The 15503-nt window shown below is 31.5% G+C and carries 17 protein-coding genes and 1 pseudogene; 14 read left to right on the top strand and 4 right to left on the bottom strand.

Translation table 11 applies throughout. From position 1 onward, the window contains the following. Positions 1-19: 19 nt before the first annotated feature. Positions 20-1294, top strand: a complete 1275-nt coding sequence (purD, locus tag BOW57_RS13185) for a phosphoribosylamine--glycine ligase (RefSeq protein WP_129054867.1) — start codon at positions 20-22, stop codon at positions 1292-1294. Positions 1295-1337: 43 nt separating this feature from the next. Here purD and BOW57_RS13180 read toward each other — a convergent pair whose 3' ends face one another. After that, the gene (locus tag BOW57_RS13180; protein WP_041519835.1) at positions 1338-1568 is read right to left on the bottom strand and encodes a hypothetical protein; all 231 of its coding nucleotides are present in this window, start codon (positions 1566-1568) and stop codon (positions 1338-1340) included. A 134-nt stretch (positions 1569-1702) separates the two neighbouring features. Here BOW57_RS13180 and BOW57_RS13175 point away from each other — a divergent pair, with 134 nt between their 5' ends. Next, the gene (locus BOW57_RS13175; RefSeq protein WP_129054865.1) at positions 1703-2632 is read left to right on the top strand and encodes a DUF6427 family protein; all 930 of its coding nucleotides are present in this window, start codon (positions 1703-1705) and stop codon (positions 2630-2632) included. Here the strand turns inward: BOW57_RS13175 and upp are convergent. After that, positions 2627-3280 carry a uracil phosphoribosyltransferase gene (gene upp, locus BOW57_RS13170; protein ID WP_129054863.1) on the bottom strand — a complete coding sequence of 218 codons (654 nt, stop codon included), beginning with the start codon at positions 3278-3280 and terminating at the stop codon, positions 2627-2629. The genes BOW57_RS13175 and upp overlap by 6 nt on opposite strands. Before the next feature lie 113 nt (positions 3281-3393). Here upp and BOW57_RS13165 point away from each other — a divergent pair, with 113 nt between their 5' ends. Both BOW57_RS13165 and BOW57_RS13160 read left to right on the top strand, forming a co-directional pair. Further along, the gene (locus BOW57_RS13165) at positions 3394-3999 is read left to right on the top strand and encodes a DUF4254 domain-containing protein (protein ID WP_129054861.1); all 606 of its coding nucleotides are present in this window, start codon (positions 3394-3396) and stop codon (positions 3997-3999) included. A 39-nt stretch (positions 4000-4038) separates the two neighbouring features. Then, positions 4039-5046: a glycosyltransferase family 9 protein gene (locus BOW57_RS13160; RefSeq protein WP_129054859.1), complete on the top strand. Its 1008-nt coding sequence runs from the start codon at positions 4039-4041 to the stop codon at positions 5044-5046. On the opposite strand, the gene BOW57_RS13155 is transcribed toward BOW57_RS13160, so the two are convergent. Both BOW57_RS13155 and BOW57_RS13150 read right to left on the bottom strand, forming a co-directional pair. Next, entirely contained in the window at positions 5035-5448 is a 414-nt protein-coding gene (locus BOW57_RS13155) for a hypothetical protein (protein ID WP_129023324.1), read from the bottom strand. The genes BOW57_RS13160 and BOW57_RS13155 overlap by 12 nt on opposite strands. A gap of 264 nt (positions 5449-5712) precedes the next feature. After that, a complete protein-coding gene (locus tag BOW57_RS13150) occupies positions 5713-6765 on the bottom strand; it encodes a 2Fe-2S iron-sulfur cluster-binding protein (protein WP_129054857.1) in 1053 nt (350 codons plus the stop codon). 125 nt (positions 6766-6890) lie between these two features. Here BOW57_RS13150 and BOW57_RS13145 point away from each other — a divergent pair, with 125 nt between their 5' ends. The 10 genes and pseudogenes from BOW57_RS13145 to atpH all read left to right on the top strand — a co-directional run bounded on the left by BOW57_RS13145 (position 6891) and on the right by atpH (position 15501). Then, positions 6891-8351, top strand: coding sequence for a DUF5687 family protein (locus BOW57_RS13145; RefSeq protein WP_129054855.1), 1461 nt, complete (start codon positions 6891-6893; stop codon positions 8349-8351). Positions 8352-8462: 111 nt separating this feature from the next. Beyond that, positions 8463-9158 carry an ABC transporter ATP-binding protein gene (locus BOW57_RS13140; protein ID WP_129023321.1) on the top strand — a complete coding sequence of 232 codons (696 nt, stop codon included), beginning with the start codon at positions 8463-8465 and terminating at the stop codon, positions 9156-9158. An 87-nt stretch (positions 9159-9245) separates the two neighbouring features. Then, positions 9246-11855 carry a tetratricopeptide repeat protein gene (locus BOW57_RS13135; protein ID WP_129054853.1) on the top strand — a complete coding sequence of 870 codons (2610 nt, stop codon included), beginning with the start codon at positions 9246-9248 and terminating at the stop codon, positions 11853-11855. A 2-nt stretch (positions 11856-11857) separates the two neighbouring features. After that, a pseudogene (locus tag BOW57_RS13130) lies at positions 11858-12240 on the top strand (polymer-forming cytoskeletal protein). Then, positions 12233-12454, top strand: a complete 222-nt coding sequence (locus BOW57_RS13125; protein WP_129054851.1) for an AtpZ/AtpI family protein — start codon at positions 12233-12235, stop codon at positions 12452-12454. Before BOW57_RS13130 ends, BOW57_RS13125 begins: the two are co-directional and overlap by 8 nt. Further along, a complete protein-coding gene (locus tag BOW57_RS13120; RefSeq protein WP_129054849.1) occupies positions 12454-12837 on the top strand; it encodes a hypothetical protein in 384 nt (127 codons plus the stop codon). The genes BOW57_RS13125 and BOW57_RS13120 overlap by 1 nt, the downstream gene beginning before the upstream one ends. A 133-nt stretch (positions 12838-12970) precedes the next feature. Further along, positions 12971-14146 (top strand): F0F1 ATP synthase subunit A, encoded by a 1176-nt coding sequence (gene atpB, locus BOW57_RS13115; RefSeq protein ID WP_129054847.1) that lies wholly within the window; start codon positions 12971-12973, stop codon positions 14144-14146. Positions 14147-14186: 40 nt separating this feature from the next. Next, complete coding sequence (gene atpE, locus BOW57_RS13110; protein WP_111422948.1) at positions 14187-14387, top strand: ATP synthase F0 subunit C; 201 nt, start codon at positions 14187-14189, stop codon at positions 14385-14387. Between the two features lie 84 nt (positions 14388-14471). Beyond that, on the top strand, positions 14472-14963 hold the full coding sequence (locus BOW57_RS13105; RefSeq protein ID WP_089053556.1) for a F0F1 ATP synthase subunit B: 492 nt from the start codon (positions 14472-14474) through the stop codon (positions 14961-14963). A 4-nt stretch (positions 14964-14967) separates the two neighbouring features. Then, positions 14968-15501 (top strand): ATP synthase F1 subunit delta, encoded by a 534-nt coding sequence (atpH, locus tag BOW57_RS13100; RefSeq protein ID WP_089053557.1) that lies wholly within the window; start codon positions 14968-14970, stop codon positions 15499-15501. Positions 15502-15503: the final 2 nt, after the last annotated feature.

Genomic DNA, 15503 nt, shown 5'->3' with positions numbered 1-15503 from the left:
AACTAAATACAACTACACCATGACAATTTTATTATTGGGATCAGGCGGAAGAGAGCATGCTTTTGCGTGGAAAATGATTCAGAGTCCGCTTTGCGAAAAACTTTTTGTTGCACCAGGAAATGCAGGAACAGCTGCAATTGCTACAAATGTTGCAATGTCTCCAACCGATTTTGATGCTATTAAAACATTTGTACTTCAAGAAAAAGTAAGTATGGTTGTTGTAGGTCCCGAAGATCCTTTGGTAAAAGGAATCTATGATTATTTTAAAAACGACGAAAGTTTAAAACATATTCCAGTAATTGGACCATCAAAATTAGGAGCACAGTTAGAAGGAAGTAAAGAATTTGCAAAAGAATTCTTGATGAAACATAATATTCCAACAGCAGCTTACGATAGTTTTACTGCCGAAACAGTTGAAAATGGATGTGCATTCTTAGAAACTTTACAACCTCCTTATGTTTTAAAAGCAGACGGTTTAGCAGCAGGAAAAGGAGTTTTGATTATTCAAGATTTAGAAGAGGCTAAAACGGAATTGAGAAATATGCTTGTTCATTCAAAATTTGGAGCAGCAAGTTCAAAAGTAGTTATCGAAGAGTTTTTGGACGGAATTGAATTAAGCTGTTTTGTTTTGACTGACGGTAAAAGCTATAAAATTCTTCCAACGGCAAAAGATTACAAACGTATTGGCGAAGGCGATACAGGATTAAATACAGGCGGAATGGGAGCAGTTTCTCCAGTTCCTTATGTTGATGCTGTTTTGATGGAAAAAATTGAAACTCGTATCGTAAAACCAACTATTGAAGGTTTTCAAAAAGACGGAATCGAATACAAAGGATTTGTATTTATTGGTTTAATTAATGTAAAAAATGAACCAATTGTTATTGAATACAACGTAAGAATGGGAGATCCAGAAACTGAAGTTGTGGTTCCGAGATTAAAATCTGATTTGGTTGAGTTGTTTCTTTCGGTTGCTAATCAAAAATTAGACGATTTTACTTTAGAGATTGATCCAAGAAGCGCGACTACAATTATGGTGGTTTCTGGTGGATATCCTGAAGATTTCGAAAAAGGAAAAGTAATTACAGGTTTAGAAAATATTACAGATTCTATAGTTTTTCACGCTGGTACAAAATTAGATAACGAAAATGTCGTTACTAATGGAGGGCGTGTTTTGACTGTAACATCATACGGAGATGATTTTCAACAGGCTATAAAAAAATCTTACCAAAACATAGATAAACTAAGCTTTGATAAGATGTATTTTAGAAAAGATATTGGCTTCGATTTAATTTAAAAATAAATTATAACCAGCCCTTTTTAATTAAAGGGTTTGGTTTTTATTTTAAAAATGAATGAGCCGTTGTATCTTGGTTTTCTGTTCCGGCATCATCAAAAATGCGTAATTGCTTAATCCAATAAACGATTGCACATGCACAGATGATCATGAAAATCCAGTTAATTGTGTTTGCACCAAACCAAGTAATTAGTTCTAAATGACGTAAAAAGTCAAGTGGAGCAAACAAAATGTTAACGAATAAGTATTGAATTCCTTCGAAAAAAGCTGTCATAATTTATAAAATTATATGTTATTATTGTTTTTAACGCATTGAATTAAAATTCAAAAAAGAATCTTTTTCAACTTGTTGGTTTTTCCTTTTAAACAAGTATTATATTTACAGTCACAAAAGTATAAAATATCCTTATGATAACAAGTGTTTTTAAAAAATCTACGCCATTAAATTATTCATTGGTTGTAATTTTGATACTGGTTTTCTTTTTTATGTTTCAAATTCGAGAAACGTCTTGGATAAATTCATATTTTACGATATTCCAAAAATTGAGTTTATTGTGCTTTATTTTGGCTTCTTTTTTCATGATTAATTTCATTGTTAAAAAGAATGGCCTCAGTAAAGACAACGGATACGCGATATTTTTCTATTTATTATTTATATTATTTTTCCCTACAATATTTAATAATCCGGATGTAATTTATGCTAATTTTTTCATCTTATTAGCACTTCGAAGATTGGTTTCACTTCAATCTCTTAAAGCATCAAAAGAAAAAATATTCGATGCTTCTTTTTGGATTTTTGTAGCTTCTTTATTTCAATTTTGGTGTGTCTTATTCCTAATTTTGGTTTTTATATCGATAGTTTTTCACGTTTCGAGAGATTATAGGAACTGGGTTTTACCCTTTATTGCGCTTTTGGCTGTAGCTTTAGTGTTTACTATGATATCTTTAATGTTCAATATGAATGCGGTTGAATTTTTTCAGAAACGCGCAGTAATCGATTTTAGAATAGATTATTTTAAGAACAATTATGAAAACGGTGCGCTTTCAATATATGTTGCAGTTGCTTTATTCTTTGTAGTTTCAATGATTACAACATTGTCAAACAGACCTCAGATTGTTCATGCCTCTTACAAAAAAGTGGTGGCCTGTTTCTTTATTGCCGCTCTTGTTTTTATTGTCTCACCAGATAAAAGCAATGATTTATTACTGTTTAGCATTGCGCCGCTTACTATTATGGCAGCGAGTCATATAGAGTATGTACAGCAGAAACTTAATAACGAAATTGTATTTTATGTACTGATTTTGTGCAGTTTATTTACGTTTTTCTCGCAATTATAATTTACTTCCAAAAGCAAGATCACCTGCATCACCAAGTCCAGGAATAATATAGTTTTTCTCATTTAGCTTTTCGTCTAGCGAAGCAACCCATAAATGACAGTTTTCAGGAAGGTTTTTTTCTAGATAAGCAATTCCTTCTGGAGCCGCAATAACTACAACAATGTGAATTTCTTCTGGAGTTGCATTTTCAACTAGTTTTTCATGAACAGCAACAATTGACTGACCAGTTGCCAGCATTGGATCAAGTAATAAAACGGTTTTATTATTGATATCTGAAACCGCTTGATATTCAACTCTAATTTCAAATTCGTGATCATTATTAGGATGATATCTGCAGGCCGAAACAAAACTGTTTTCTGCATTATCAAAATAATTTAAAAAGCCGGTATGTAGAGGTAATCCAGCTCTTAAAATCGAACATAAAACCAAATCGGCAGCTATTTCTGTTGTGTTTTTTATGCCAAGCGGAGTCTGAATTTCGACGTTTTTATAAGTAAGATCTTTACTCAATTCATACGCCATAATTTCGCCTATTCGTTCTATATTTCGTCGAAAACGCATACTGTCATTTTGAACATCTATATTTCGGATTTGACCTAAAAAATGATTTAAAATGCTGTTATTTTCAGATATATAATGAATTTTCATAGTTAAATTTTAAAATTATAAATTTGGTAAAAATACGAGAACAAAAAATTACTCGTTATTATTCGCACCATAAAAGTATAAAAAGTATCTTTGTAACTCTAACAAATAAAGACATGTTTTCAAAATTAGCATATTCTGTTTTCGAACAAAGCATCAAAGATTATCATAAATTTGATAATGTAGATCAACCTATAAACAATCCTTATCCAAAGGATAAATTCGAGCATTTATTATATCTAAAAAATTGGATTGACACTGTTCAATGGCATTTTGAAGATATTATTCGTGATCCGCAAATTGATCCAGTGGCGGCTCTTACTTTAAAAAGAAGAATCGATGCATCTAATCAGGAACGTACTGATATGGTAGAATACATCGATAGTTACTTTTTGCAAAAATACAGTAATGTAAAAGTAAAAGATGGTGCAAAAATAAACTCTGAAAGTCCAGCATGGGCATTTGACAGATTATCGATTTTAGCATTAAAAATATATCATATGCATGAAGAAGCTACTCGCGCAGAAGCTACACAAGATCATAGAGATAAATGTCAGGAAAAATTAAATGTTTTATTAGAGCAAAGATCAGATTTGTCAACTGCAATTGATGATTTATTGACTGACATCGAAAATGGTGATAAATTCATGAAAGTATACAAACAAATGAAAATGTATAACGACGATGAATTGAATCCTGTTTTATATCAAAATAAAAAATAATTGGCAAAATTGTCCAATAAAATTAAGCATATAGCCGTCATGAGACTATCCGCAATGGGAGATGTCGCCATGACGGTTCCTGTTTTACGCGCTTTTGTAAAACAATATCCAGAGGTAAAATTGACCGTTATTTCTCGTCCTTTTTTTAAACCTTTTTTTGACGGAATTCCGAATTTAAACTTTTTTGCTTTTGATGAAAAAGAAAGACATAAAGGTTTTCTAGGACTTGTACGATTATTTAAAGACGTAAGTAAATTGAAAGTCGATGCTTTTGCAGATCTTCATAACGTTTTACGATCTAAGGTTGTGGGCTCGCTTTTTGCTTTAAGCGGAAAAAAAAGAGCAACTGTTGATAAAGGCCGCGAAGGGAAAAAAGAATTGACTAGAGCCGAAAACAAGATTTTTGTACCATTGCCAACAATGTTTGAAAGACACGTAAAAGTGTTTGAAGAACTTGGTTTTTCTTTAGATTTATCAAAACCTCAATTTCCTGAAAAGGCAAATTTAAGTGAAGATATTTTAGAAATTATCGGAAACGAAAATCAAAAATTAATTGGTATCGCACCTTTTGCACAATACGATTCTAAGGTTTATCCGTTAGATTTAATGAAAGAAGTTGTTGCAAAATTAGCAGAGAATTCATCCTATAAAATTTTGCTTTTCGGAGGTGGAAAGAAAGAAATCGAGATTTTAGATTCAATAGCAAAACCTTTTGAAAATGTAATTAATATGGCTGGAAAAATTAAATTTCAGCAGGAATTACAGTTAATCAGCAATCTTGACGTAATGCTTTCGATGGATTCTGGAAATGCACATATTGCCGCTATGCTGGGCGTAAAAGTAATAACGCTTTGGGGAGCAACTCATCCTTATGCAGGATTTTTGCCTTTTAATCAAAGTCTTGAAAATGCTCTAACTTCTGATAGAAATCAATACCCGCAACTGCCAACATCTGTTTATGGAAATAAAACAGTTGAAGGTTATCAAGATGCGATGAGAAGCATTTCTCCTAATGAAATCGTTCAAAAAATACAGTTAAGCGTATAATCCATTCAAATCATGAAGAAAATAACCAATTGTTTTCTTTTTGTTTCTATTGGCTACAATTACAACAAAATGATTCTCTTTTTCTGTAGACAGTAAAATGTGTTCAAAGTTCTCAGTTGAATTTCTATAGACTTTATGAACTAATTGAGACTCTTTGATTTTATGTGAAAGTACTTTAGCCGTTTTTAATTTACTAACGTAAGGCCAGATGTTAAAAATATTTTGGTCAGAGACTTTAATTTCAGTCATTTTCCCAATCATTGTTGAGTTGTACTTTTCTGAGGTAAGTAATTTGGGTCCTTTTTTATTTCGTTGTTTTTTAATTATAAAGTAAATACAAAAAAGAGCTGTTACTACAAAAATTGCGATAAATGATAAACGAAGGAAGTGATGTATTGTCATGATATTTAATGTTTAAATGCGTTGACAAATTTGATTTAGGGCTGCGAATCTAACACAAGAGCATCAGATTATGAGTGCTTTAATTTTACCCCTAATTTAATAAAAAATCAGCAATATTTTAGCTAAAAAATGTTTTTATTGTAATTTCAACTGTGTTAATTTTTTCTACCATTACAACCACTGTAAATATTAAAAAACAAAAAAAATCCAAATCCCAATTGTAAAATTGGAATTTGGATTTTATATTTTAGAATTTAATACAGACTATACGTCGTCGTAATCAACATAAATAGTTTCAGATGTTGGATGTGCCTGACAAGTTAAAATTAAACCTTCTGCAATTTCACTATCTGTTAAAATAGAATTTTTTGTCATTTCGGCAGAACCCGCAGTTACACGTCCTAAACAGCTGCTGCAAATACCGCCTTGACAAGAATAAGGAGCATCGACACCTTGTTTTAAAGCCGCATCCAGAATAGTTTGTTTTTGAGACATCTCAAAAGTAACTTCTTCATCATCAACTAAAACAGTAATTTTTGTATGTCCTTCTAATGAAGTTTTGATTTCATTTTCTTTTGAAGAAGCAATAAAAAGCTCAAACTTAATAGCAGATTCTTTTACGTTTTTCTCTTTCAAAACATTAGAAACCGTGTTGATCATTTCTTCAGGTCCACACAAGAAAAATTTATCAAATTCTAATTCTTTGTGTTTGTTATTTAAAACAAAATTCACTGCCGATTTTTCGATTCGGCCAAATAATGCATTTTCAACTTTTGCCTGGCTGTAAACATAATGCACAAAAAAGCGACCTACGTATTGCAATTGTAAATCATGTAATTCTTGATGAAAAATAGTTTCGTCAGGAGTTTTGTTTCCGTAAACTAATACAAATGAGCTTTTTGGTTCGCTTTTTAAAACTGATTTTAAAATAGACAAAACAGGTGTTATACCGCTTCCTGCCGCAAAAGCCACATAGTTTTTTTGTCTTTCAGCGTCAGGTTCAAAGGTAAATTTACCTTCTGGATGACCAACTTCAAGAACATCTCCTGCTTTAAGCTTTGTATTTGCAAATTGCGAGAATAAACCATTTTTAACCGCTTTTACCGCAATTCGTAATTCACCGCTTTCTGGCGCAGAACAAATTGAATAAGCACGACGAATTTCCTGATTATCAAGTGTTAGTTTTAAATTGATGTATTGTCCAGCTATAAATTTATAATCTGATTTAAGTTCTTCAGGAACATTAAAAAGTACAGAAACAGCATCGGCAGTTTCACGTTTTACCTCTTTAATTATTAGTTTTAAGAATGAAGGCATGATTAATTTTTTTTGCAAAAGTAGCAAAGACTAAGTAATTGACACTTACTAAAATATTTTTTTAACTTTTTTGTAACGTTTTCCTACATTTGATCTCTTACTACCAAAATCAAAACAAATTAACAATGATTAAAAAGTTTATTTACCTTGAATGGAAAGCCTTTGCCAGATCTGCATCATTTGGTAAAAATTTGGCGATGAAGATTTTACTGGGGTTTTTAATGATATATTTTTCATTAATTTTTATAGGAGCGGGTGTTGGAGTATTTTATGCTCTTAAAAAAATGAATCTCGATCCGTTGCAAACCGTCAATAAATTTTTAATTTATTATTTTTTGTTCGATTTAGTTGTTCGATTATTAGTACAGTCTATTCCAGTTTTAAATATTAAACCTTTGCTGGTTTTGCCTTTTAAAAAATCAGTTATTGTTCATTTCTCTCTTGGCAAAACAATGCTGTCATTTTTCAATTGGGTTCATGCTTTGTTTTTTATTCCGTTTTCGGTTGTACTAATTTTAAATGGATATGATCTAATCGAAATTATTTTTTGGCATTTAGCCATACTGTCTTTAGTATACATCAATAATTTTCTAAATATTATATTAAGCAACATAGATAAATTGTTTGTTGTTTTTATTGGAATAATTTTAGTTTTGGCAGCTGCTCAGTATTATAAATTATTTGATATTACGACGTTTACTACACCTGTTTTTCAAGGGTTTTATGAAATTGACGGGCTATTTTTAATTCCGGTTTGGGTATTAGCAGGTCTATATCTTTTTACTTTTAAGTATTTCAAGAAGAATTTATATCTAGATGCTGGACTTTCAGTAAAAGAGGATATTGCTACAACTGAGAATCTTTCGTGGTTGAATCAATTTGGAACAGTTGGAACATTTCTAAAGAATGATATTAAACTTATTAAAAGAAACAAAAGATCAAAAACAACCATTTTTTTGAGTGTTGTTTTCTTGTTTTACGGCCTGCTCTTTTTTGGAAACACAAGTCAGCCGCAAGTAATGCAAATTTTTGGAGGAATATTTGTTTCGGGCGGATTTTTATTTGTTTTTGGTCAGTTTGTACCAAGCTGGGATAGTTCTTATTACCAATTGATGATGACACAAAATATTCCGTATCGCGGATACATTACTTCAAAATGGTGGCTGATTGTTATTGCTACTTTTGTTTCAACCGTTTTGGCTTCATTTTATCTTTTTTACGGATGGGAAGTTTATTTAACCATTGTTGTTGGTGCCATTTATAATATTGGTGTAAACTCACATTTAGTGCTTTTAGGAGGAGCATTTACAAAAACACCTATTGATTTAAGTAGTGCTGGCGGGGCTTTTGGGGACAAAAAAGCTTTTAATGTAAGTGCTATGCTGCTTTCGCTGCCAAAAGTATTTTTGCCATTACTGCTGTATTGGCTTGGACTTCATTTTGCTGATAAAACGGTTGCATTAGCTTTGGTTGCCACGGCAGGAGTTTTAGGTTTAGTCTTTAAAGAAAAAGTATTTTCAGTAATCGAAAAGAGATACAAAATAGAAAAGTATAGTACGATAAGTGCTTACAAACAAAAGAATTAACGTCATTAGAAAATGTGCCAATTCGATAATTCGATAATTTTTATCTGATTGACAATCAAAGAAAAAATAGATTTTTAATCTAAAATCAACAATCTAAAATCTAAAATTAAAATGATACAAGCAAATCAACTTTCAAAAAAATATAACGGAACTACAGTTTTAAATATTAATAATCTTGAAATCCCAAAAGGACAAAGTTTTGGATTAGTAGGGAACAACGGAGCAGGTAAAACAACTTTTTTTAGTCTGCTTTTAGATTTGGTTCAGCCGTCAACAGGATCTATAAAAAATAATGATATTCAGGTAAATACAAGCGAAAATTGGAAATCATTTACAGGTTCATTTCTTGACGAGAGTTTTTTAATTGGATATTTAACTCCAGAGGAATATTTTTATTTTATTGGTGATTTACGTCGTCAAAATAAAGCTGATGTTGATGCTTTGTTAGCAGAACATGAGGAATTTTTTAACGGAGAAATATTAAATAATAAAAAGTATCTGCGTGATTTATCTAAAGGAAACCAAAAAAAGGTAGGTATTATAGCGACTTTAATTGGTAATCCTGAAGTTGTTATTTTAGATGAGCCTTTTGCAAATTTAGATCCAACTACAGTAAGCCGATTAAAGAAAATCATCAGAGAACTGGCAGATAATCCAAATGTAACTGTTTTGGTTTCAAGTCACGATTTACAGCATACAGTAGAGGTTTGCGATCGTATTGTGGCGCTTAACAAAGGCGAAATTGTAAAAGATATTCAAACATCAAAAGAAACCCTGCAAGAGCTTGAATCGTTTTTTGCAGTATAAGTTTCTATATTTCAAAAAGAAGCGTATTTTTACAAGTCTTTATACTAAAAATGCTTTTTGGTAGTTTATGCTTTAAAATCAGTTCTATTGAAAAAGAATACTCTTAAATATAGTTTTTTTCTTGTTTTTTTATTCCTTTTGATAGCTTGTTCTACCAAAAATAACAGCTTTGTATCGAGGAATTCACATGCTTTAAGTACAAAATATAATATTTTGTATAATGGCGGAATAGGCCTCGATAAAGGTTTACAATCTATATATGCGAATAATCAGGACAACTTTTGGAAAATACTTCCAATAGAAAAAATGCAGTTTGATGAAAACTTTTCTGATGAAGAAAAAGCAAAAAATCCTGATTTTGAATTAGCCGAAACAAAAGCTACAAAAGCAATTCAAAAGCATTCAATGAATATTGGAGGACGAGAAAGAAACTCTCAAATAGACGAAGCTTATTTAATGCTTGGAAAAGCCAGATATTACGATCAGCGTTTTATACCAGCTTTAGAAGCATTCAATTATATTTTATACAAATACCCAAACAGCAGTAATATTTATACCGCGAAAATCTGGCGCGAAAAAACTAATATGCGTTTAGGAAATGATGCAATTGTTGTAAAAAACATCAACCTATTATTAAAAAATACAGATTTAAAGAAACAGACTTTTTCAGATGCTAACGCACTTTTGGCTGAAGCATTTTTAAATTTAGAACAAAGAGACAGCGCAGTAACAAAGCTTAAAATTGCCGAGAAATTCACCAAAATAAATGAAGATCGTGCCAGATACCGTTTTATTTTAGGGCAGATGTATCAAGAGGCTGGAAAAAAAGATAGTGCAAACTATTTTTACGATGGTGTAATTGATATGAATCGTAAAGCCGATCGAAAATATATGATGCATGCTTATGCAAAAAAAGCACAGATGTACGATTACGCAAGCGGTAACGATACTATTTTCTTAAAAACATACAATAAACTAGTTGCAGATCGTGAAAACAGACCTTATTATGATGTTTTGTTTTATGAAATGGCGGTTTACTATGATAAAAAGAAAGATACTGAAAATGCACTGAAATTTTATAATAAATCATTAGGCAGAAAATCCAAAGACCCATATTTAATGGCATCGGCTTATCGAAACATTGGAAATATGTATTTTAAAAATACAGATTATTCAATGGCTGCTAAATATTATGACAGTACATTAACGAAGTTAAACCCAAAAACCAGAGAGTTTGCTTTTATTGAAAAAAACAGAAAAAACCTTGACAATGTTATTAAGTACGAAGCAATTGCTAAAATTAATGACAGTATAATTAAGGTATATAAACTGCCAGAGGCTGAGAGAAAAACCTACTTTGAAAATTATATTGCTGAACTGAAAAAGAAAGATGAAGCAAAACGAATTTTAGAAGAAAGAGAAAAAGAGAAGCTGGCAAATATTGATCGAAATACGAATGCTTCAAATGCGCCAACAGCAATTAATCCTAATTCATTAGGGAAACCTGTTGATTTTGACGGCGGATTAAAACCTCAATCTGGAAATGATGTAGCAAGTACTTTTTATTTCTATAATCCAACTACAGTTGCCTATGGAAAATTGCAATTTAAGAAAATGTGGGGTAATAGAACAATGGGCGGAAATTGGAGATTGGCAGCTATAAAATCTGCAAATAATACCGCAATGAATGACACAATAAATAATCTGGAAAATGCAAATGCATTAAAAGATACCGTTGTTGTCGAAAAATATACTACTGCTTTTTATGAAAATAAGCTTCCTAAATCGCAAACGGCTATTGATAGTATTAGTAAAGACCGCAATTTTGCGTACTATCAATTAGGACTTATATATAAAGAAAAGTTTAATGAATATGCTTTGGCGAGCGATAAGCTGGAACAATTATTAAAAAATAATCCAGAAGAAAAATTGGTATTGCCGGCAATGTACAATTTGTATAAAATTTATCAAATTACTGATCCAGCAAAGGCACAAGCAATAAAAGCAAACATTATAGCAACATATCCGAACTCACGATATGCTCAAATTTTAAATAATGTAAAAACAGACGACCTTTCGTCGCCAGATAAAGAATATCAAAAATGGTTCAAACTCTATCAAGAAGAGCAGTTTAATGTTGTTTTAGATAATATTGATAATTTAATTAATCAGTATTCAGGAGATGAAATAGTTTCTAAATATGAATTGCTTAAAGCAAATACATTAGGAAAGGTTAACGGATTGGAAGCGTATAAAAAAGGTTTAGAAACAGTTGCAGATAATTATCCAAATAGTGAAGAGGGTAAAAATGCAAGAGAGATTCTAGAAAAGCAAGTTCCAGTTTTAGAACGTCTTAATTTTACAACAGAAGACAATAAAAATTGGAAAATAATATATCCAATTGCGAGTAATGACAGTAAAACAGCTAAACATATCGAAGATGTGATTAAAAGCTTTTTAGCTGTTGAAAATTATCAGCGTCTGACAACTTCAGTAGATAAATACAATAAGACTGAAAGTTTTGTTGTTATTCACGGAGTAAAATCTGAAGCTTATGCTAAAGATGTGGCTGGCGTTTTGAGAGATGATAAAAGATTTAAAATCGCTCAACCTGCAGTAATTATATCGAGCGATAATTACAAGGTGGTTCAAATCAAGAAAAATCTCGAAGTCTATTTGACCCCAAAAACCCCATAATAATGTTTGATAAAGTAAAAAAAACGGAACAGAACTTCTAGGAAAAACAAATCGAATTGTTGAAGGAACCTCTATAATAGGAGATATTGTTTCGAAAGCTGATTTTAGGCTTGACGGCGAATTGATTGGAAATTTTACATCCGAAGGAAAATTAGTCATTGGAGCAAGCGGTGTTGTAAAAGGAGAGATCATTTGTAACAACGCTGATATTGAAGGCGAGTTTCGTGGAAAAATTAAAGTTCTAGAAATTCTTAATATTAAAGAATCTGCACAAATTCACGGCGAAGTTGCCGTTGGAAAACTTTCTATAGAACCTGGAGCTGAATTTACAGCAACTTGTACCATGATAACTAACAATAAGGAAGTAACCCTAAAAGATGGATAAGGATCCGAATAATAAACAAAATAACAAATGGATTGCACTTATAAATATCCCCTTTCAAATGGGGATAATTATTTTTTTATTTAGTTACTTTGGCACCTGGTTAGACGAAAAGTATTCTAACGGAGGATCGCTTTGGACAATTGTTCTTTCTTTATTCTCTGTTTTTTTAGCACTTTATAATGTCATCAGACAAGTTAAAAATTTAAACAAGTAATGAATAGAACTGTAGATTTCCTAAAGTATTTTATCCCTTTTTCAATTGTGTTGTTTGCTGCTCAGTATTTTATAATGCAGTCTTTGTCAGATAAATATAACTTTTTCTATGCCGCATGGAGTATTTATTTGTTCAATATTTTGGCCACTTTTATAGTGTATCTTTTACTTATTTATATCAATAAAAATTTCTCGACTTATACCGGTTTTACGTTTCTTGGCGCTAGTTTTTTTAGAATGATGGCGGCTGTTGTTTTCTTAATTCCGTTTATAAAGTCAGGCGTTGCTAATCCTATAGTAGATGTAAGTGCGTTTTTTATCCCTTATTTTTTGTTTTTACTTTTTGAGACAGTCTTTACAATTAGGCTTATAAACAAGGGTTAATAGTCTCATTATTAAATATATCGCATTTTGAAACGGAAATTTTAAAAATTATATCGATATATTTTCAGTTTTAAATTAAAAATGTACCTTTGCAAAAAATTTTTGAAACCTAAAATTAGATACAGTTTTAATAATGATAATTTCCAATAAACCAGTTCAGTACTTATTAGTTACCTTATTAGCACTTACTTCGTCGATAAATTTCGCATCAACGCCTGTTGACAGTGCTTCAGCTGCACACGAAAATGTCGAATTAGCAGAAGGAAGTCATGCAGAGACAAATGGCCACGGAGAAACTGTTGCTCATAAAGTCGAAGAAGAGTTTAACGCTAGTGAATTAATCAATGCGCATACTGGAGATGCTCACGATTTTCATATTGCTGACTGGGATGGTCATCCAATCTCTTTTAGCCTTCCAGTTATTTTATGGACAGCAAATGGTTTAGAAATTTTTTCATCTGCAAAATTTCACCACGACAATTCAGGAGAACATGTTGTTGATATCAACGGTCAAAAATTTGTTCGTTATAAAGAAATAATTTTTTACGCTGACAAATTTGAAGGATTGCCACAAGATGTAAAAGATAACGGAGCTTTTGCTTTTGATGCAAGACCTTTAGATTTCTCTATTACAAAAAATGTTTTCTCAATGTTAATGTCGGCAATTATTTTGTTTATTATGTTTTTTGCAGTTGCAAGATCATACAAGAAAAACGACAAAGCGCCAACAGGATTGGCTGGATTTTTAGAGCCGCTTGTAACTTTTGTTAGAGACGAAATTGCTATTCCTAATATAGGTACAAAAAAGTACGCGAAATACATGCCGTATCTTTTAACTATCTTTTTCTTTATTTGGATTAATAACCTTATCGGTTTAATTCCATTCTTCCCATTCAGTTCAAACTTAACAGGAAATATTTACTTTACATTTGTAATGGCATTTATTACGTTTGTAGTTACAACTTTAAGCGGAAACAAAAATTATTGGGGGCATATTTTTAATACACCAGGAGTTCCTGTGTGGTTAGCTCCAATTATGATTCCCGTAGAGATCATTGGAATGCTTACTAAGCCATTCGCTTTAATGATTCGTTTATTTGCAAACATTACTGCAGGGCATATTATTATCTTGAGTTTAGTTTCTTTAATCTTCATATTTAAATCAGTTGCAATTGGACCAGTTTCTGGAGCGTTTGTATTGTTCATGAGTGTATTAGAGATGTTAGTTGCTGCATTACAAGCATATGTATTTACATTGCTTTCAGCATTATTTATTGGTCAGGCTGTTGAAGAGCACGATCATCATTAATCAGAGTTTTTTTAATTATTAACTATATAAATTTATTATTATGATATTAGCTGGAATCGGAGCTGGATTAGCTGTAATTGGTGCAGGTATTGGTATTGGAAAAATTGGTGGTTCTGCAATGGACGCTATTGCTCGTCAGCCAGAAGCTGCTGGAAAAATCCAGACTGCTATGATTATTGCTGCTGCACTTATTGAAGGGGTTGCTCTTTTCGCAGTAGTTGTTGCGTTAATCGCAAAATAATTAAAACTTAAAACTTCCTGCAGCGGTTGGCTCCAGGAAGTTTTTTTAAAAAAAACGACAAACAATTTTTAAACATATAATGTTATGCAATTAACTTCACCGGAAAGTTTAATTTTTTGGACAACAATTATCTTTATTGTTTTCTTTATTCTTTTAGCAAAATTTGCTTGGAAACCAATTTTAGGAGCTGTAAAAAGCCGTGAGGAATCTATCAACAATGCTTTAGCTTCAGCAGAAGCTGCTCGCAGAGAAATGGAAAACTTAACTGCAGATAATGAGCGTATTTTAAAAGAAGCTCGTGCAGAACGTGATGCTATGTTGAAAGAAGCACGTGAAATGAGAGAGCAAATTATTGCTGATTCTAAAAACGATGCACAAGAGCAAGGTCAAAAATTAATTGAGCAAGCTAAAGCGGCTATCGAAAGTGAAAAAAATGCTGCAATGGCAGAATTGAAATCACAAGTTTCAAGTCTATCTTTAAGCATCGCTGAAAAATTATTGAAAGAAGAATTATCTAACAAAGAATCTCAAACTAAATTAGTTGAGAAAATGTTAGGTGACGTAAAGTTAAACTAAGATTATGGCAAGTACAAGAGCAGCAATTCGTTATGCAAAAGCAATTCTAGACTTAGCAAACTCTAAAGGTGTTGCCGAAGCTGTAAATAACGATATGAAATCAATTGCATCAGCGATTGAAAATAATTCAGAATTAAGCGCATTTATTCAAAACCAAACTACAAAAGTTGAAGTTAAAGAAAGTGCTCTTTTAGAAGTTTTTGCAAATGTAAATGGTGTAACTAAAGGTTTATTTCATTTATTATTCGAAAACAAAAGATTTGAAATTCTAGATGCAATTGCAGTAGAATACAATAAATTATTTGACGAAAGCAACGGAGTTGAAACTGCGAAAGTAACAACTGCAATTCCAATGGATGCTGCATTAGAAGCTAAAGTTTTAGCTAAAATCGCAACTTTGTCAGACAAAAAAATTACAATTGAAAATATAGTAGATCCTTCAATTATTGGTGGATTTATTTTAAGAATAGGTGATAATCAATACAATGCATCTGTTGCAAACAGATTACAAGTATTAAAAAGAGAGTTAAGTAATTAGTT

The organism is Flavobacterium sp. YO64 (genome assembly GCF_004119505.1).
Lineage (GTDB): Bacteria > Bacteroidota > Bacteroidia > Flavobacteriales > Flavobacteriaceae > Flavobacterium > Flavobacterium oncorhynchi.
This window is presented reverse-complemented; position numbering and strand designations above follow the sequence as displayed.